Below are 19,111 nucleotides of genomic sequence, written 5' to 3'. Positions count from 1 at the left end.
AAAACTTTGAGCAATTTGCTCAAAGTTTTTTTGCTTTCTCAATAGTAGCATCAACGGCAGAAATAACACTATGCGTCAGACCATTTTTTTCTAAGTCTAAAAGGCCAGCAATAGTAGTTCCGCCTGGGCTACAAATGTTGTCGATTAAGTCAGAGGTGCTATTTTGTCCTTGTAATAGGTTTTGACTAGAAGCTAAAACAGTCTGTCCTACAATAGAGAGTGCTTGTTCTTTTGGAAATCCATATTTTACACCTGCTTTAGCTAAGGCTTCTATAAATAGATAGATATAGGCAGGGCTAGAACCTGCTAGAGCAGTGAAGGTATCAAAATTGGTTTCTGCTATATCAAAGCTACTTCCAAAACTATCCGTAATTTCTTTGGCTAATTGTCGTAACTCATCTGATACATGATTGTTGTAACAAATAGCTGTGCAACTTTGAAGTATTTGTGCGTTAATATTTGGCATAATACGAATCAATGGTAAATCAGAACGAGTTAATTGGCTTAAACGCGCTAAGGAGATTCCTGCTGCCATTGAGATGATTGGTTTTGTGATATCAAGTGGAAGAAGAACCTTTTCAAATAGTTGAGGTTTAATACCTAACATGATAATATCAGCTTGATTGATTAATGACTGATGAGATTCGGCGTAAGTAACATCAAGTCTTTCTGCAATTTCTTTTGAACGCTCTAAGCAAGATCCGGATATGACAATGTCATGTTGGGTTTGTTTGAGGCCTTGAATAATTGCACTGGCCATTTTTCCAACGCCGATAATTCCAATTTTCATAATGTTGATATGGGGATGAAAGGAGATACTAAAATGTGTCTACCTTATGAAACTCCCATCCTTTCTATCTTAATAACCTTTAATAATATCCACCGTCGAGCGGTCTAATTTGTTAACGATGGCCTGAAGGTAAGCTTGTGCTTGTAGAAAATCATCCATAGCGTAGAGTGTTTGATGAGAATGAATGTAGCGTGCACAGACACCGATAGTTGTAGAAGGAATACCACTATTTTTTAGGTGAGCAGCCCCAGCATCGGTACCACCTTTTGCAGCATAATATTGGTATTTTATACCTGCTTCTTCAGCTGTTGTAAGCAAGAAATCTCTCATATCTTTAAGCATGATATGTCCGGGATCATAAAAACGGATTAAGGTTCCCTCTCCTATTTTGCCTTGTTCCCCATAAATATCTCCAGCTGGGGAACAATCGACAGCTAAGAAGATATCTGGGTTGAATTTAGTTGTTGAAACATGTGCGCCACGAAGTCCGACTTCTTCTTGAACATTAGCCCCAGCAATAAGTGTGTTGCTAAGACTTTGATCTTTTAAGCTTTTTAGCAATTCGGTCACCATAAGCACACCATAGCGATTATCCCAAGCTTTTGACATAATATGTTTTTGATTTGCAGTTAAAATGGTTTCAGATTTAGGAACAATGATATCGCCAGGAGCAATGCCAAAGCTTTCAGCTTCATTTTTATCTGTGAATCCTCCATCAAAAACAATGTCACTGATTTTGGGTAATGTCGTTCCACCGCTTTGTCCACGAAGAAAGTGAGGAGGAACTGATCCTGATATAACAGGAATAGCATCACCAGAACGTGTGTAGAGGGTAAAGCGTTGTGAACTGACTACTAGGGGATTCCATCCTCCAACCTCAAGTACACGAAATGTTCCATCTGGCTGAATATGACTAACCATAAAGCCGACTTCATCCATATGGGCAGCAACCATGACTTTAGGAGCATTAGTCTCATGAGTATTTTTAACTCCAAAAATTCCACCAAGTCCGTCTGTCTCAACTTGATCAACTAAAGGAGTTATTTCTTGACGAAGGAAGTTGCGGATATTGTGTTCATAGCCAGCAATCCCATCAAGCTCAGTTACGGTTTTAATTTTGTTAAATAAATCTGACATAATTACCTCAATTCTACAAATACTATTTTAGCACCTTTTAATTAAAAATAAAGAACAGGTTTCAGTCAATATAAAGACTTTCAAAAAGAATATCAAGTACTACCAGAAGACTGTTATGACTGACAAAGCCTGTTATAGTGAAAACTGGGTTGAATACAACGGAGATAATGTTTATCGGCTTAAGCTAATAAAAAGGTAGATAGGAAAGATAATACGGCTAAAAAAGTGATAACCATAGCAATTAAAGTCAAATTTTTGGGGTGATTCTTATTGATTAAAAATGAAGTTGTGCAAAGCAGTATTAGCGTCACAATAGCAAAAAGTTCTCCATTTTGAAGACGAAATAAAAACCAGTGATCACCTAGGAAGAGTAGACCTAGCAAACAATTTAAAGCAGGTACTAATAATTTTTCTTTCATGTTTTTTCTTTCTGTTTGAATGATTAACCATAATGGTATCTTAAGACAATGTCATCCTATTATACCACAAGGAATAAGTTGTTTTTTTCATAACTGTTATGTGGATTTCTTCCATCAATTCCTGTGTCTAATTCCGGGGGGTATGGTATAATAACAGTTATGAAAAATAAAAAAATCTTATTTGGGACTGGCCTTGCTGGTGTGGGTTTACTAGCAGCTGCTGGTTATACCCTAACTAAAAAAGTAACAGATTATAAACGTCAGCAAATCACTCAGACCTTAAGAGAATTTTTTAGTCAGATGGGTGATATTCAGGTATTTTATTTTAATGAATTTGAATCTGATATTAAAATGACCAGTGGTGGTCTTGTCTTGGAAGATGGCAGAATTTTCGAATTCATTTATCGTCAAGGTGTTCTTGATTATGTGGAGGTGAGCAAATGATTTTACCAGAATCTTATGAAGAAATAGCAGCCTATATTGATAGCACTAAGAAAGTTGTTTTCTTTTTTACAGCAGATTGGTGTCCAGATTGTCAATTTATATATCCAGTAATGCCATCAATTGAAAAAGATTTCTCAGATTTTGTCTTTGTACGTGTTAATCGTGATGACTATATAGAATTAGCTCAGCAGTGGAATGTTTTTGGGATTCCGAGTTTCGTTGTTGTGGAAAATGGTCAGGAACTGGGTCGTTTGGTTAATAAGAATCGCAAAACAAAGGCTGAAATTACTAAATTTCTCGCTGAAATTAACCATAAATAAGACAGAAAATAGCAAAATTTAAAGGAGAATAAATGATTTTTACTTATAATAGAGAGCATGTTGGTGATACCTTAATGGTTATTGTTAAGGATAGTCAAGGAGCTAAGCTAGATGTTGATCGTCGCGGACAAGTAGCACGCGTCTATCTGCAAGATAGTAAAGAAACAGTTGCTTGGAATATCTTTGAAGTGTCAAGTTTAATTGCTATTGAGGGAGTAGGTCAAGTAACTTTATCTGATCAAGATATTAAAATCCTTAATGCAGAACTACTGAAAGAAGGATTCGAAGACTCTCTTGTTAATAATATTGAACCTACATTTGTTGTGGCGCAAATTAAAGAAATGATTGATCATCCAGATAGTGACCATTTACATATCTGTCAAGTAGAAATCAATGATGGGAAGACGGTCCAAATCGTTTGTGGGGCACCTAATGCTTCAGTAGGTCTTAAAACAGTTGCAGCTCTTCCAGGAGCTATGATGCCAAATGGTAGCCTTATTTTCCCAGGAAAACTTCGTGGAGAAGATAGCTTTGGAATGTTATGTAGTGCTCGCGAGTTAGCTCTTCCAAATGCTCCTCAAGTCAGAGGTATCATTGAATTATCTGATCAGGTAATTGTTGGAGAGTCTTTCGACGCCAATAAACATTGGAAAAATTAGTAAAAATCAACTTAGCTTCAGCTAAGTTGATTTTTAGTTGTAAACTTAAGAAGTTACAATTACTTTTTAAGTGTGATGTGTTGCAAAAAAGCAATATCTTTATAAGGAGCTTTGTCAGCAACACTTAGCTCGATAGCAAGCATTTTGTTTAGCCAATCAGTTTCAGTTTTAAAATGGTTTGGTTGTAATGAATAGAAGGTACGAATACCCTGATAACGTTCAACTAATAAATTTGTATTTTGTTTTAGTTCTTCTAAGGTATAAATATTTCCCTGGTCAAAACTGGCACTTTTAAAGTTTGCTTCTCCTGTTAAGAGTTCCATCGCAGTGGAGGTATCATTGCTAAAAATAACTGATTGTAATATTTTACCGGTTATATTATGTTTGATGAGAGATAGTTCTCCATTAGGTTTTAGAAGTCGATAAAATTCTTCAAAATAAGCAGGATGATTATGTTTGTCTATATATTCAAGAACATTATGACAAATAATAGTATCAAAACTTTGATTAGGCAAATCTCTTAATGCTTCGTAGGAACCTAGGATTTTATAAATATTGTCACTTTGATTATCGTAAAGCAGTTTAGGATTGGGTTCAATAGCAGTTACATTGTTTTCTTTTGCTAGATGTTGTGCGGTGAGACAAAAACCAGCTCCAAAATCTAAAACGTGATGATTTTTGATATGGCTTAATTGAGCAAAAGTTATTTCATATTGTATTTTTCCCCAAGGTTTAGCCAGCATTTCTTTATAACTAGTTACATTTGTCATCTTAATTCTCCCAGAACAATTTCATATATTTTAGCATTTTTCTTCCTTATTTTCGAATAATAATAGTGAGGAGGTAATCAATGTATAATAAAGTTATTATGATTGGGCGTCTAACAGCAAAGCCTGAGATGGTAAAAACACCAACTGACAAGTCAGTGACACGTGCAACTGTTGCTGTTAATAGACGCTTTAAAGGAAGTAATGGTGAGCGTGAAGCAGATTTTATTAATGTGGTTATGTGGGGTCGTCTAGCGGAAACCCTTGCGAGCTATGGGACAAAGGGCTCTTTAATTTCAATAGATGGTGAATTGCGTACGCGCAAGTACGAAAAGGATGGTCAAACGCACTATATCACTGAAGTATTAGCATCATCATTTCAGTTGTTAGAAAGCCGTGCCCAACGTGCTATGCGTGAAAATAATGTTTCTGGTGATTTGTCAGATTTAGTATTGGAAGAAGAGGAGCTCCCCTTTTAAATAAAATCACTCTCAAAATATCATTTCTAAATATACTGGTTGCTTTCCACAGAAAGCAACCTTTTTTTATTGAAAATAGAAAGGCAAACGATTACAATAAAGGGGATAGAAAGCAGGTTTAAGATGGAAAAAGTCATTATTTTTGATATGGACGGCGTTATTGTTGATTCCGAGTACACGTTTTTAGATAATAAGACAGAAATGTTACGTGAGGAGGGTATTGATACGGACGTCTCGTATCAATACCAGTACATGGGGACTACTTTTGAATTCATGTGGCAAGCTATGAAAGAGGAGTTTGGCTTACCGAAAACAGTAAAAGAGTATATTGCTGAGATGAACAGACGTCGACAAGCGATTGTGACGCGTGATGGTGTTAGGCCCATCAAAGGAGCTCAGCGACTGATTCATTGGTTACACCAACATGGCTATCGCTTAGCAGTTGCGTCCTCATCTCCAATGGTAGATATTAAGCGTAATCTAAAAGAGTTGGGTGTGACAGAATGCTTTGAATACATGGTTACAGGAGAAGATGTATCGTCTTCTAAACCAGCACCAGATGTTTTTCTTAGAGCTGCAGAGCTTTTAGATGTAGACCCTAAAGTTTGTATAGTTATAGAAGATACAAGAAATGGGAGTTTAGCTGCTAAGGCAGCAGGAATGTATTGCTTTGGCTTTGCTAATCCTGATTATCCACCGCAAGATTTATCAATGGCAGACAAGGTTATTTCAGATTATCAAGATATCTATATTTATCTTCCGGAGTAAAATGGTATCTTGAGGAGGATAAGCATATGTTGATGGTGTTGTTATTCCAAAGGCTAGGAATTATTATGATTTTAGCCTTTTTATTGGTAAATAATAGTTATTTCAGACAGTTAATTGAAGAGCGGTCTAAACGTGAAACGGTAGTACTTGTCATCATTTTCGGCTTGTTTGTTATTATATCTAATATAACAGGAATTGAAATAAAAGGGGATCGAAGTTTGGTCGAGCGCCCTTTTCTAACAACGATTTCCCATTCTGACTCACTTGCTAATACAAGGACTTTAGTTATTACAACGGCAAGTTTGGTTGGTGGACCTCTGGTTGGATCAATTGTTGGTTTTATTGGAGGAGTTCATCGCTTTTTTCAAGGAAGCTTTTCAGGTTCTTTCTATATTGTCAGTTCAGTTCTAGTCGGCATTGTTAGCGGAAAGATTGGTGATAAGCTTAAGGAAAACCATCTCTACCCTTCAACAAGCCAAGTTATTTTAATTAGTATTATTGCCGAAAGTATCCAGATGCTATTTGTTGGCATTTTTACAGGATGGGAACTTGTCAAAATGATTGTCATTCCAATGATGATTTTAAATAGTTTAGGTTCCACACTTTTCCTTGCGATTTTGAAAACTTATTTGTCAAATGAAAGTCAGTTACGCGCAGTTCAAACGAGAGATGTTCTTGAATTGACTCGACAGACTCTGCCCTACCTTAGACAAGGTTTGACACCACAATCTGCTAGGAGCGTTTGCGAAATTATAAAGAGGCATACTAACTTTGATGCTGTAGGATTAACAGATCGGTCAAACGTATTAGCTCATATTGGTGTTGGCCATGATCACCATATTGCAGGACAACCGGTCAAAACAGACTTATCTAAAAGTGTTATTTTTGATGGCGAACCAAGAATTGCGCAAGATAAAGCGGCGATTTCTTGTCCAGATCACAACTGTCAGTTAAATTCTGCTATTGTAGTTCCTCTAAAAATAAATGATAAAACTGTGGGTGCCTTAAAAATGTACTTTGCAGGAGATAAGACAATGTCTGAGGTGGAGGAAAACCTAGTCCTTGGTTTAGCGCAAATATTTTCAGGACAACTGGCAATGGGGATAACAGAGGAACAAAATAAGTTAGCCAGTATGGCAGAGATAAAGGCTTTACAAGCACAAATCAACCCTCATTTCTTCTTTAATGCCATTAACACAATTAGTGCATTAATCCGTATTGATTCTGATAAAGCCCGTTATGCACTGATGCAGTTAAGTACTTTTTTTAGAACAAGTTTGCAAGGTGGTCAGGATCGTGAGGTAACACTTGAGCAAGAAAAATCACATGTGGATGCTTATATGAATGTTGAAAAATTACGTTTCCCTGATAAATATCAGTTATCTTATGATATTAGTGCACCAGAAAAAATGAAGTTACCGCCTTTTGGTTTACAGGTACTGGTAGAGAATGCAGTTCGACATGCTTTCAAAGAACGTAAGACGGACAACCATATATTGGTTCAAATAAAGCCAGATGGTCATTATTATTGTGTTTCTGTTAGTGACAATGGACAAGGAATCTCAGATACTATCATTGATAAATTAGGTCAAGAAACAGTTGCAGAGAGTAAGGGTACAGGTACTGCTCTAGTTAATCTAAATAACAGGCTGAATTTATTATATGGTAGTGTAAGTTGCCTTCATTTTTCGAGCGACAAGAATGGTACAAAAGTTTGGTATCGAATACCTAATAGAATAAGGGAGGATGAGCATGAAAATTTTAATTCTTGATGATGAAATGTTTGCCAGACAAGAATTATCGTTTTTAGTTGAACATAGCCAGGAGGTTGACAACCCTGAGATTTTTCAGACTGAGGATATCAGTGAAGCCGAAAAAATCTTATTTAGACAGCAAATTGATTTAATTTTTTTAGATATTTCGCTTAGTGAAGAAAATGGCTTTACTTTGGCTAATCAGTTGAGCCAACTTGCACATCCCCCACTTGTTGTTTTTGCGACAGCTTATGATAACTACGCTGTGAAAGCTTTTGAAAGTAACGCTGTTGATTATATCATGAAACCGTTTGAACAACAGCGCGTTGATATGGCTCTATCAAAAGTGAAGAAATTGAGCCAACTCACCACTGCTTTAGATGTAGAGCAAGCAATACCTAAAAAAGCCAGTGTTGAATTGTTAACCTTGACATTATCAGATTGCAGTGTTGTTGTTAAAATGCAAGATATCGTTGCAGCTAGTGTTGAAGATGGCGAATTAACTGTTAGTACAGTTCAGAAAACTTACACTATTCGGAAGACACTCAATTGGTTTAAGTCACGCGCTGTAGCACCATATTTTCTCCAGATTCATCGAAACACAGTGATTAATCTAGAGATGATTGAGGAAATTCAACCTTGGTTTAATCATACTTTGTTACTAATTATGTCTAATGGAGAGAAATTTCCAGTAGGTCGATCGTATTTAAAAGACCTAAATGAGCATTTAACCATGTAAAAGTGCTTTTGCGAACTTCCCTTTGTTGTTTAGAAGCTTGAATTTGCAATTCGGCTTCTTTTTTTGGTAACTGAGACTGAAAATGAAAACGTTTTATTTGTTTTGAAGTACAATATAGCTATCAATAAAACAAGTTAAAACATTGTAATAAAAGGAAGGGGTAGTGACTATGAAACACACCAGTAAAGAAACCAAAACAAAAGAAGCTCCAATGTTTATTCAAATGTCAATATATGCAGCTATTTTATTAGTTTCACAAATGATTTCAATGTTATTACCGAAATCACTACCAATCCCAACGACGGTTATTGGTTTGGTGCTAATGTATGTATTGCTAACTGCTAAAATTATCAAGGTAGAGTGGGTTGACTCTTTTGGGGCTTTGATGATAAGCATGATTGGTTTTATGTTTGTCCCCTCAGGAATATCAGTAGCAGCGAATCTTGATATCCTAAAAGCTGAAGGCTTGCAACTAGTTGCTGTTATTACAATCTCAACTGTTGTTATGTTAGTAGTGGTAGCATACGTTGCACGATTAATACTTGCTATTAGAGAACTCAGTGTTACAGATTTATTTAAAAAGATATTACCTAACCACTATAGTAAGAAAGTAGAGGAAAAATAATATGGAATTCTTAAAAACACCCATCTTTGGTATTTGCTTTTCTTTAATACTCTATACGATAGGACAACATTTATTTAAGAAGAGTAAAGGTTTCTTCCTTTTGCAGCCTCTTTTCTTTGCAATGGTTAGTGGTATTGTCATTCTTTGGCTTATGTCAAAAGGTTTAGGAACCGATGTTAAGACATTTTATACACAAGCTTATAAACCAGGTGGTGATTTAATATTTTGGTTTTTAAATCCAGCAACAATTGCTTTTGCAGTTCCTCTCTATAAGAAAAATGACGTTGTTAAAAAATATTGGGTAGAAATTCTCAGCAGTTTAGTAATCGGTATGATTGTTTCCCTTATGCTTATCGTCGCTATTTCTAAAATGGTTGGGCTTAGTCAAGTCGGAATTGCTTCAATGTTGCCACAAGCAGCAACAACAGCAATTGCTCTTCCAATAACAGCAGCAATTGGAGGGAACACAGCTGTGACAGCAATGGCGTGTATCTTAAATGCAGTTATTATTTATGCATTAGGTAAAAAATTAGTGTCATTTTTCCATTTGAATGATAGTAAGATTGGTGCAGGGTTAGGTCTAGGGACCTCTGGTCATACAGTCGGAGCAGCCTTTGCATTGGAATTGGGAGAACTGCAAGGTGCGATGGCAGCTATAGCTGTGGTAGTTATCGGTTTGGTAGTTGATTTGGTTATTCCTATCTTTAGTCATTTGATTGGTTTGCTATAACTAATAGCGTGGTTAAGGCTGAATTTATTCAGCCTTTTTATAATGTCTATTAAAATACATTGGATTAACATGGTTTATGAGCTAGAGTCTAGAATTGTGTTTTACCTAACTTTAAGTTATTAATGATAAAATAACAAATTTTCTAATTAACTAGTTAAGTAATTGTCCTCCTACTTTTTTCTTGTTATAATGAAAAAGTTGTCAAAAATATTATTTATCAATTAAAAAAGGAGGTTTAATAGTGACTAAATATTTGAAGTACATCTCTTTTGTTGCTTTGTTTCTGGCGAGTATCTTTTTAGTAGCTTGTCAAAATCAAAATTCACAAACAAAGGAGCGAACACGAAAACAACGACCCAAAGATGAATTGGTTGTTTCTATGGGGGCAAAGCTTCCTCATGAATTCGATCCAAAGGACCGTTATGGAATCCATAATGAAGGTAATATTACTCATAGCACCCTATTGAAACGTTCTCCTGAACTAGATATAAAAGGAGAGCTTGCTAAAAAATATAAAATCTCTAAGGATGGCTTAACGTGGTCGTTCGACTTAAATGATGATTTTAAATTCTCCAATGGTGAGCCTGTTACTGCTGACGATGTTAAGTTTACTTATGATATGTTGAAAGCAGATGGAAAAGCTTGGGATTTGACCTTTATTAAGAATGTTGAAGTAGTTGGGAAAAACCAGGTAAATATTCATTTGACTGAGGCGCATTCGACATTTACAGCACAGTTGACAGAAATCCCAATCGTCCCTAAAAAACATTACAATGATAAGTATAAGAGCAATCCTATCGGTTCAGGACCTTACATGGTGAAAGAATATAAGGCTGGAGAACAAGCAATCTTCGTTCGAAATCCCTATTGGCACGGTAAAAAGCCTTATTTTAAAAAGTGGACTTGGGTATTACTTGATGAAAATACAGCCCTAGCTGCTTTAGAATCTGGTGATGTTGACATGATTTACGCAACGCCAGAGCTTGCTAGCAAGAAAGTCAAAGGGACACGTCTTCTAGATATTGCTTCAAACGACGTTCGCGGACTGTCATTGCCTTATGTGAAGAAAGGTGTTGTGAAAAATTCACCAGACGGTTATCCAGTAGGAAATGATGTCACTAGTGATCCAGCAATCAGAAAAGCCTTGACTATTGGTTTAAATAGACAAAAAGTTCTGGATACTGTTTTAAATGGTTATGGTAAACCAGCTTATTCAATTATTGATAGAACACCATTCTGGAATCCAAAAACAGCAATTAAAGATAATAAAGTAGCTAAAGCTAAGCAACTTTTGACAAAAGCTGGATGGAAAGAACAAGCAGACGGTAGCCGCAAAAAAGGAAATCTTAAAGCGGAATTTGACCTTTACTACCCTACTAATGATCAATTACGAGCAAACTTAGCCGTTGAAGTAGCGGAGCAAGCTAAAGCCTTAGGTATTACTATTAAACTCAAGGCTAGTAACTGGGATGAAATGGCAACTAAGTCACATGATTCAGCCTTACTTTATGCGGGAGGACGTCATCATGCGCAGCAATTTTATGAATCACATTACCCAAGTTTAGCTGGTAAAGGTTGGACCAATATTACTTTTTATAACAATCCTACTGTGACTAAGTACCTTGACAAAGCAATGACATCTCCTGACCTTGATAAAGCTAACAAATATTGGAAGTTAGCTCAGTGGGATGGCAAAACAGGTGCTTCCACTCTTGGAGATTTACCAAATGTATGGTTGGTGAGTCTTAACCATACTTATATTGGTGATAAACGTATCAATGTAGGTAAACAAGGTGTCCATAGTCATGGTCATGATTGGTCATTATTGACTAACATTGCTGAATGGACTTGGGATGAATCTGCTAAGTAACTAATTTAGTTAATGTAGGCTACTTTAAGTTTGGAGTCAGAGAAAACAATGTACACCTTATGGTGTGAATGGTTTCCTCGACTCCTTTTTTAACAATTAAGGAGATTTATCTGTGAAACATATTACCACTGTAGTTATCTGGAAGATACTTAGGTGTTTGTCACTCGTTTTTGGAGTATCAATTTTGACCTTTATTTTACTAAAACAATCACCGGTTGATCCAGTCATGGCAAGTGTCAATTATGACACGTCACTAACCCCTGTTCAGTACAAAGCGATTGCTCACCACTATGGCTTGGATAAGCCAGCTCCGGTCCAGTATTTTATTTGGTTAAAAAATTTTATACAGGGACATTTAGGGACTTCACTTGTTTATCGGCAACCTGTTATTGATATTATTAGATCACGGGCAGGTGCCTCTTTCATACTTATGGGACTCTCCTGGGTCTTATCGGGTCTTATTGGATTTATCTTAGGAACTTTATCAGCTTTCCATCAAGGGAAATTGCTTGATCGAATTGTAAGGTGGTTTTCTTACCTTCAGATATCAGTACCAACTTTTTGGATTGGGCTCATTTTTTTATTAATCTTTTCTGTCCAGCTGGGGTGGTTCCCGATTGGTATTTCTTCCCCGATAGGCACTTTGAGTCAAGATATTACGTTAGCTGATCGAGTTAAGCACCTTATGTTACCTGTTTTCACGCTAAGTATTCTAGGCAGTGCCAATGTCACCCTTCATACGAGAACTAAAATGATGTCGGTGCTTTCTAGTGAATATGTCTTATTTGCCAGAGCGCGTGGGGAAACACAGTGGCAAATTTTTAAACATCATTGCCTTAGAAATGCTATCGTACCAGCTATTACACTGCATTTTTCCTATTTTGGAGAATTGTTTGGAGGATCCGTTCTTGCTGAGCAAGTTTTCTCATATCCAGGACTAGGGTCTACCCTAACTGAAGCAGGACTTAAAAGTGATACACCGCTACTTCTAGCTATTGTGATGATAGGGACATTATTTGTTTTTGCGGGCAATCTTATTGCGGATATTTTAAATAGCATCATCAATCCACAGTTAAGGAGAAAAGTATGATATTGAGACGTCGAACTATTGTTTTATGGCAACTGGGTATCGCCATTTCTCTCATTCTTAGTATTCTAGCCTTAAACCTTTATTTCTATAGGACGCCTTTGGAAACCAATGCAGCTTTACGCAACCTTGCTCCTTCATTAAACCATCTTTTTGGGACAGATGGTTTAGGTAGGGATATGTTTGTCAGAACGATTAAAGGGCTTTATTTCTCTTTACAAGTCGGCTTATTAGGTGCCCTTATGGGAGTCTTTCTTGCGACCGTTTTTGGAGTGCTTGCAGGTCTAGGAAATAGCCTTATTGATAAAATAATAGCCTGGTTGGTTGATTTGTTTATTGGTATGCCTCATTTGATTTTTATGATTCTCATTTCTTTTGTTGTTGGTAAAGGGGCTCAAGGGGTTATCATTGCAACAGCTGTTACCCATTGGCCCTCTCTAGCAAGGCTTATCCGCAATGAAGTCTATGATCTAAAGAATAAAGCCTTTGTCCAGCTCTCTAAAAGCATGGGAAAAACGCCTTATTATATTGTGAGGCATCATATCTTGCCTTTGATTGCTTCTCAAATTTTCATTGGGTTTATCCTCTTATTTCCGCACGTCATCTTGCATGAAGCATCCATGACTTTCTTAGGATTTGGCCTTTCTGCCGAACAACCTTCGGTTGGTATCATTTTGTCAGAAGCAGCTAAGCATATCTCTCTTGGCAATTGGTGGTTGGTGATTTTTCCAGGCCTTTATCTTATTTTGGTTGTCAATGCCTTTGATACTATCGGAGAATCTTTAAAGAAACTCTTTTACCCTCAAACGGATCATTTTTAGGAGGTAGAGATATGACAGAAACATTATTAAGCATTAAAGACCTCTCCATCACTTTCACTCAATACGGAAGATTTTTAAAACCATTTCAATCCACACCGATACAAGCGCTGAATTTAGAAGTTAAAAAAGGTGAGTTATTAGCTATTATAGGTGCTAGTGGTTCAGGCAAGAGTTTATTAGCGCATGCTATTATGGATATTCTTCCTAAAAATGCAGCTGTAACAGGAGATATGATTTATCGTGGTCAATCACTAACTTCTAAACGCATCAGACAGTTGCGAGGAAAAGAAATGACGTTGATTCCACAATCCGTTAATTATTTAGATCCATCTATGAAAGTCAAACATCAGGTGCGCTTAGGTATCTCAGAAAATGCTAAGGCTACTCAAGAAGGATTGTTTCAACAGTTTGGTTTAAAAGAAAGTGATGGTGACTTGTATCCTTTCCAACTTTCTGGCGGAATGCTCCGACGTGTTTTGTTTACAACGTGTATTAGTGATAAGGTTTCTTTGATTATTGCGGATGAGCCCACTCCTGGATTACATCCAGATGCTCTGCAAATGGTTTTAGACCAACTACGCTCCTTTGCAGATAAAGGAATAAGCGTTATATTTATCACTCATGATATTGTAGCAGCTAGTCAAATTGCGGATCGTATTACTATTTTTAAAGAGGGAAAAGCTATTGAAACAGCTCCAGCTAGCTTTTTTAGCGGAGGTGGGGAGCAATTACAAACAGAATTTGCGAGACGTTTATGGCGCACACTCCCTCAGCAAGACTTTTTGAAAGGAGTTACTCATGACCTTAGAGGCTAAAAAGCTTGGCTTTTATCATAAAAAAGATCAATGGCTTTTTAAGGAGATTGATTTAGAGGTAGCACCTGGTCAAATCTTAGGGATATTTGGACAAAGTGGGTGTGGAAAAACGAGTTTATCCAGAGTGCTTGCCGGTTTTTTGCAGCCTAAATCTGGTGAAGTATTAGTTGATGGCAGTCATTTGCCTAACAAAGCATTTAGACCTGTGCAACTTATCCAACAACATCCTGAACAAACCATGAATCCTTTATGGCCTATGAAAAAAAGTTTAGAAGAAGCTTATTACCCAAGTCGAGATTTACTAGATGCTTTTGGAATTCAAGAAAAATGGCTAAATCGTCGCCCTAGTGAACTCTCGGGAGGGGAATTACAACGCTTTTCGATTGTGCGTTCATTACATCCAGAGACTAAATACCTTATTGCAGATGAAATGACTACTATGTTGGATAGTATTACACAAGCTAGTGTATGGAAAAGCCTGTTGGAGATTGTAAAGGATAGAAATTTAGGTCTCATCGTTATTAGTCATGATTTCGCTATGTTAGAGAAACTTTGTAACCAATGCTATATGATTGAAGAGAATCGTATCGTAGCTTTCAATGGAGATTAAAAAACTCACCTACTATATCAATTAGTAGGTGTTTTTTATTAAGAGAGTATTGGGGGTGACTGACCTACTCATGACTCTAACATTTTGGTAACGTTGGTGAGAAATTCTAATGTTTTGGGTATTATTGACTAATTTATTTTATAATTTATAGATTTTTTAAAAAGATAAGCTAAGGATTTGCATAGGGATATGTAATCGTTTACAATTATATTGTAAGCTAGTCTTCTTTAAGTTTCTGCCTTGGAGTCACAGACTCTCCGTTAAATAGATAAGGATAAACAGATGGAACAATTTAAACATGATGCCAAAGCCTTGTTAGAGGCAATTGGGGGTAAAGAAAATATTAGTGCAGTGACACATTGTGCTACACGCATGCGATTTGTTTTGAATGACAGTAGTAAAGCTAAGGTAAAGGTAATTGAGGAGTTACCATCAGTCAAGGGTACCTTTACCAATGCTGGGCAATTTCAAGTCATTATTGGTAATGATGTCCCTATTTTTTATAATGCTTTTGTAGCCGTTTCTGGTATTGAGGGTGTGTCTAAAGAGGCGGCAAAATCGGCTGCCCAAAAAAATCAAAACCCTTTACAGCGTGTGTTGACAATGCTGGCTGAAATATTTACACCGATTATTCCAGCCATTATTGTTGGTGGTCTGATCCTTGGTTTTCGTAATATTTTAGATGCCGTTCCATTTGAATTTTTAGGTCAAAAAGTTGTTGATGGTGTCAGGCAAGTAGACTCTTCTGGGCATCCAATTTGGAATACTCTAGTAGATGTTTCAACGTTTTGGAGCGGAGTAGACTCTTTTTTATGGTTACCAGGTGAAGCTATATTTCATTTCTTACCAGTTGGTATTGTATGGTCTGTGACTCGTAAGATGGGGACTACTCAAATCCTCGGTATTGTTCTAGGTATCTGTCTAGTGTCGCCACAATTACTTAATGCTTATTCTGTAGCTAGTACTTCAGCAGCAGACATTGCTAAAAATTGGTCTTGGAATTTTGGTTACTTTACAGTACAAAAAATTGGTTATCAAGCTCAAGTTATTCCAGCTCTGTTAGCTGGTTTGAGCCTGTCTTACTTAGAAATCTTCTGGAGAAAACATATTCCTGAAGTTGTTTCAATGATTTTTGTGCCATTTTTATCCTTAGTTCCAGCTATTATCTTGGCTCATACTGTCCTTGGACCTATTGGTTGGACACTAGGTAAATGGATTTCTGCTATCGTTCTTATTGGATTGACTGGTCCTGTAAAATGGCTCTTTGGTGCTATTTTTGGTGCCCTGTATGCCCCATTTGTTATTACTGGTTTGCACCACATGACAAATGCTATCGATACTCAACTCATAGCAGATACAAAAACACATACAACTGGCCTTTGGCCGATGATTGCTCTTTCAAATATTGCTCAGGGTTCAGCTGTACTAGCTTATTATTTTATGCATCGTCATGATGAAAAAGAGGCTCAAATATCACTTCCAGCTGCTATCTCAGCCTACCTTGGTGTTACAGAGCCTGCGCTTTTTGGTGTAAACGTTAAATACATTTATCCATTTGTTGCTGGTATGATTGGTTCAAGTGTGGCAGGTCTTTTGGCGACAACTTTTAATGTCCAAGCTAACTCTATTGGTGTAGGCGGTCTTCCAGGCTTCCTGTCAATTAACGTTAAATATATGGGATATTTCTTTATCTGTATGGCAGTGGCTATCTTTATTCCTTTATTTTTGACACTATTCTTTAAAAAATCAGGTATTTTGACAAAAACTGAAGAGGAAAAATTAGTACCTGATGCTGTCATTGCTTCAACAACAGAAACAAAATCAGCAAAAGAAAAAGCTGTCGTCTCAGGTACAAAGCTTAGTGTAGTAAGCCCTTTATCAGGTTTAGCTAAACCACTGGATCAAGCTAGTGATCCTGTCTTTTCACAAGGAATTATGGGGAAGGGAGTGGTTATCGATCCAAGTGATGGAGAACTAGTTTCACCGGTCGATGCGGCAGTTTCAGTTCTTTTCCCTACGAAACATGCTATTGGATTATTAACATCAGAGGGGGTTGAGTTTCTTATTCATATTGGTATGGATACTGTTAATTTAGAAGGAAAAGGGTTTACCTCTCATGTTGCCCAAGGTGACAATGTAAAAGTAGGAGATAAACTCATTACTTTCAATATTCCAATGATAAAAGAAGAAGGATACATTGTGGAAACTCCTATTCTGATTACTAATCAAGAAGAATTCCGACCAGAAGAATTGATAGATTTACCCAAACAGATAAAACGTGGACAAGCATTAATGGTTGCCAAGAAAATTTAAAAGTAATTAGGTATTCTTTTTAAAAAAGAGCACTCTTATAAAATAAGAGGTAATTTGAGAATTGTTTGAGGAGCTTAATACATTAGCTCCTTGAATTATTTTGAACATAAGAAAAAACTCATGGGAACAGATATCACTGTAAAAATGTTATATTTTTGATGATAGTTGATGTTATAGTTAGACTGCTAAATACAGCAGCATTTTGGGAAAGGAGTAGAATATGTCGATTGATAAACGTAAAGTTGTCTATCAAATTTATCCAAAATCATACAAAGACACAACTGGTAATGGGGTTGGTGATCTTCGTGGTATTATCGAAAAATTACCCTATTTAGCAGAACTTGGTATTGATATGGTTTGGCTCAACCCATTTTATCCAAGTCCACAACGAGATAATGGATATGATATCTCTGATTATACAGCTATTAACCCTGATTTTGGAACGATGGACGATTTTGAAGAAATGATTGAGGTGGGACGTCAATACCGTATAGATTTTATGCTTGATATGGTGCTTAATCATTGTTCAATAGAACATGAGTGGTTTAAAAAAGCACTTGCAGGAGATCGCTACTATCAAGATTTCTTTATCTTACGTGATAATCCAACAGATTGGGTATCTAAATTTGGTGGAAATGCTTGGGCACCATTTGGTGATACAGGGAAGTATTATCTTCATCTTTTTGATATCACTCAAGCTGACCTTAATTGGCGCAATGCCGATGTTCGCAAGGAACTTTTTAAAGTTGTCAATTTTTGGCGTGATAAAGGGGTTAAAGGTTTTCGATTTGATGTGATTAATTTAATTGGGAAAGATGAGATACTTGAGAACTGCCCAATTAATGATGGAAAACCAGCTTATACTGATCGTCCAATAACACATGATTATCTCAAGATGTTGAATAATGCTAGTTTTGGACAAGATGATTCCTTCATGACAGTTGGTGAAATGTCTTCAACGACAATTGCAAATTGCATTCTTTACACTGCACCAGAACGTGAAGAGTTATCCATGGCTTTTAATTTTCACCACCTCAAAGTAGATTATAAAGATGGGCAAAAGTGGACCATTATGGCTTTTGATTTTCCTGCATTACGTGATCTTTTCCATAGTTGGGGCGAAGGAATGAGCGAAGGAAATGGTTGGAATGCTTTATTCTATAATAATCATGACCAACCGCGAGCATTAAATCGTTTTGTAGACGTGAAACATTTTCGAAATGAAGGAGCAACCATGTTAGCAGCATCTATCCACTTATCGCGTGGTACTCCTTATATATATATGGGTGAAGAAATCGGAATGCTTGATCCCGATTACAGTTCTATGGATGATTATGTGGATATTGAGAGTTTGAATGCCTACCAAATAATGCTTGATGAAGGCAAGTCACAAGAAGAGGCATTTAGCATTATTCGAGCGAAATCTCGAGACAATTCTCGAGTACCAATGCAATGGGATGATAGTACGAATGCAGGTTTTTCTGAAGGCACTCCATGGTTGAAAGTAGGAAAATCATATAAAGAAATCAATGTCGCAAAGGAGAAAACAGGGCCGATATTTACTTTCTATCAAGAGTTGATAAGACTACGTAAACAACTGCCAATAATAGCTGACGGGAATTATAAAGCAGCTTTCAAAGATAATGAAAAAGTATATGCTTTTGAACGCCATCTTGATAAGGAAAAACTTCTTGTTTTAAATAATTTCTTTGCTGAGAAAGTTAAGATAAAATTACCGGAGAATTATCTCCAAGGACAAGTTCTTCTATCAAATTATAAGGATGTTACTCTTGATGAAACGGTTACTTTGCAACCTTATCAAACTTTAGCTATCTTAGTGTCATAACATTTAAAAAACCTTTACTTATTCAATTAAGTAAAGGTTTTTTAAGTGCTGCTTGTGGAAAGGAATCTTGCTCTAGATTTTGCAATTTCTTTCTTTTTTCTTTACTCTATAACAATAG

General features: G+C 36.6%; 20 protein-coding genes. 16 read left to right on the top strand and 4 right to left on the bottom strand.

The window, feature by feature from the left end; all coding sequences use genetic code 11:
* Positions 1-19 precede the first annotated feature (19 nt).
* The 3 genes from proC to HMPREF9171_RS103775 form a co-directional block, all read right to left on the bottom strand.
* Complete coding sequence (gene proC / locus HMPREF9171_RS103765) at positions 20-790, bottom strand: pyrroline-5-carboxylate reductase (protein WP_001872483.1); 771 nt, start codon at positions 788-790, stop codon at positions 20-22.
* A 69-nt stretch (positions 791-859) separates the two neighbouring features.
* The gene (gene pepA, locus HMPREF9171_RS103770) at positions 860-1,927 is read right to left on the bottom strand and encodes a glutamyl aminopeptidase (protein WP_001281321.1); all 1,068 of its coding nucleotides are present in this window, start codon (positions 1,925-1,927) and stop codon (positions 860-862) included.
* A 179-nt stretch (positions 1,928-2,106) separates the two neighbouring features.
* Positions 2,107-2,346: a hypothetical protein gene (locus HMPREF9171_RS103775; protein ID WP_000660180.1), complete on the bottom strand. Its 240-nt coding sequence runs from the start codon at positions 2,344-2,346 to the stop codon at positions 2,107-2,109.
* 159 nt (positions 2,347-2,505) lie between these two features.
* Here HMPREF9171_RS103775 and HMPREF9171_RS103780 point away from each other — a divergent pair, with 159 nt between their 5' ends.
* Genes HMPREF9171_RS103780 through ytpR form a run of 3 tightly spaced genes read left to right on the top strand, consistent with a single transcriptional unit; the run spans position 2,506 to position 3,769 of the window.
* Positions 2,506-2,790 carry a DUF4651 domain-containing protein gene (locus tag HMPREF9171_RS103780; protein ID WP_000791272.1) on the top strand — a complete coding sequence of 95 codons (285 nt, stop codon included), beginning with the start codon at positions 2,506-2,508 and terminating at the stop codon, positions 2,788-2,790.
* Positions 2,787-3,110 (top strand): thioredoxin family protein, encoded by a 324-nt coding sequence (locus HMPREF9171_RS103785; RefSeq protein WP_000602782.1) that lies wholly within the window; start codon positions 2,787-2,789, stop codon positions 3,108-3,110. Before HMPREF9171_RS103780 ends, HMPREF9171_RS103785 begins: the two co-directional genes overlap by 4 nt.
* A gap of 32 nt (positions 3,111-3,142) precedes the next feature.
* Positions 3,143-3,769: a YtpR family tRNA-binding protein gene (ytpR, locus tag HMPREF9171_RS103790; protein ID WP_000578324.1), complete on the top strand. Its 627-nt coding sequence runs from the start codon at positions 3,143-3,145 to the stop codon at positions 3,767-3,769.
* 59 nt (positions 3,770-3,828) lie between these two features.
* On the opposite strand, the gene HMPREF9171_RS103795 is transcribed toward ytpR, so the two are convergent.
* Positions 3,829-4,539: a class I SAM-dependent methyltransferase gene (locus tag HMPREF9171_RS103795; protein WP_000186174.1), complete on the bottom strand. Its 711-nt coding sequence runs from the start codon at positions 4,537-4,539 to the stop codon at positions 3,829-3,831.
* 80 nt (positions 4,540-4,619) lie between these two features.
* On the opposite strand from HMPREF9171_RS103795, the gene HMPREF9171_RS103800 reads away from it, so the two are divergent.
* The 13 genes from HMPREF9171_RS103800 to treC all read left to right on the top strand — a co-directional run bounded on the left by HMPREF9171_RS103800 (position 4,620) and on the right by treC (position 18,993).
* Positions 4,620-5,015, top strand: coding sequence for a single-stranded DNA-binding protein (locus tag HMPREF9171_RS103800; protein WP_000282447.1), 396 nt, complete (start codon positions 4,620-4,622; stop codon positions 5,013-5,015).
* Positions 5,016-5,138: 123 nt separating this feature from the next.
* Positions 5,139-5,783 (top strand): HAD family hydrolase, encoded by a 645-nt coding sequence (locus tag HMPREF9171_RS103805; protein ID WP_000416620.1) that lies wholly within the window; start codon positions 5,139-5,141, stop codon positions 5,781-5,783.
* A 26-nt stretch (positions 5,784-5,809) separates the two neighbouring features.
* Positions 5,810-7,555: a LytS/YhcK type 5TM receptor domain-containing protein gene (locus tag HMPREF9171_RS103810; RefSeq protein WP_000930334.1), complete on the top strand. Its 1,746-nt coding sequence runs from the start codon at positions 5,810-5,812 to the stop codon at positions 7,553-7,555.
* A complete protein-coding gene (locus HMPREF9171_RS103815) occupies positions 7,536-8,276 on the top strand; it encodes a LytR/AlgR family response regulator transcription factor (RefSeq protein WP_000697632.1) in 741 nt (246 codons plus the stop codon). Before HMPREF9171_RS103810 ends, HMPREF9171_RS103815 begins: the two co-directional genes overlap by 20 nt.
* 169 nt (positions 8,277-8,445) lie before the next feature.
* Positions 8,446-8,901 (top strand): CidA/LrgA family protein, encoded by a 456-nt coding sequence (locus HMPREF9171_RS103820; RefSeq protein WP_000683316.1) that lies wholly within the window; start codon positions 8,446-8,448, stop codon positions 8,899-8,901.
* 1 nt (position 8,902) lies between these two features.
* Entirely contained in the window at positions 8,903-9,631 is a 729-nt protein-coding gene (gene lrgB / locus HMPREF9171_RS103825) for an antiholin-like protein LrgB (protein WP_000394889.1), read from the top strand.
* A gap of 241 nt (positions 9,632-9,872) precedes the next feature.
* Positions 9,873-11,501, top strand: a complete 1,629-nt coding sequence (locus HMPREF9171_RS103830; protein ID WP_000170504.1) for an ABC transporter substrate-binding protein — start codon at positions 9,873-9,875, stop codon at positions 11,499-11,501.
* 112 nt (positions 11,502-11,613) lie between these two features.
* Complete coding sequence (locus HMPREF9171_RS103835) at positions 11,614-12,591, top strand: ABC transporter permease (protein ID WP_000680648.1); 978 nt, start codon at positions 11,614-11,616, stop codon at positions 12,589-12,591.
* Positions 12,588-13,409 (top strand): ABC transporter permease, encoded by an 822-nt coding sequence (locus HMPREF9171_RS103840; RefSeq protein WP_000603398.1) that lies wholly within the window; start codon positions 12,588-12,590, stop codon positions 13,407-13,409. Before HMPREF9171_RS103835 ends, HMPREF9171_RS103840 begins: the two co-directional genes overlap by 4 nt.
* An 11-nt stretch (positions 13,410-13,420) precedes the next feature.
* Entirely contained in the window at positions 13,421-14,224 is an 804-nt protein-coding gene (locus tag HMPREF9171_RS103845) for an ATP-binding cassette domain-containing protein (RefSeq protein ID WP_000140987.1), read from the top strand.
* Positions 14,208-14,834: an ABC transporter ATP-binding protein gene (locus tag HMPREF9171_RS103850; RefSeq protein ID WP_000171302.1), complete on the top strand. Its 627-nt coding sequence runs from the start codon at positions 14,208-14,210 to the stop codon at positions 14,832-14,834. The genes HMPREF9171_RS103845 and HMPREF9171_RS103850 overlap by 17 nt, the downstream gene beginning before the upstream one ends.
* A gap of 282 nt (positions 14,835-15,116) precedes the next feature.
* On the top strand, positions 15,117-17,147 hold the full coding sequence (gene treP / locus HMPREF9171_RS103855; protein WP_000434614.1) for a PTS system trehalose-specific EIIBC component: 2,031 nt from the start codon (positions 15,117-15,119) through the stop codon (positions 17,145-17,147).
* Between the two features lie 220 nt (positions 17,148-17,367).
* Complete coding sequence (treC, locus tag HMPREF9171_RS103860; protein ID WP_000020730.1) at positions 17,368-18,993, top strand: alpha,alpha-phosphotrehalase; 1,626 nt, start codon at positions 17,368-17,370, stop codon at positions 18,991-18,993.
* Positions 18,994-19,111 lie beyond the last annotated feature (118 nt).

Source organism: Streptococcus agalactiae ATCC 13813, assembly GCF_000186445.1.
In the GTDB taxonomy this organism is placed as follows: domain Bacteria; phylum Bacillota; class Bacilli; order Lactobacillales; family Streptococcaceae; genus Streptococcus; species Streptococcus agalactiae.
The sequence above is the reverse complement of the archived record's forward strand: the minus strand, read 5'-3'. Positions and strand labels throughout refer to the sequence as shown.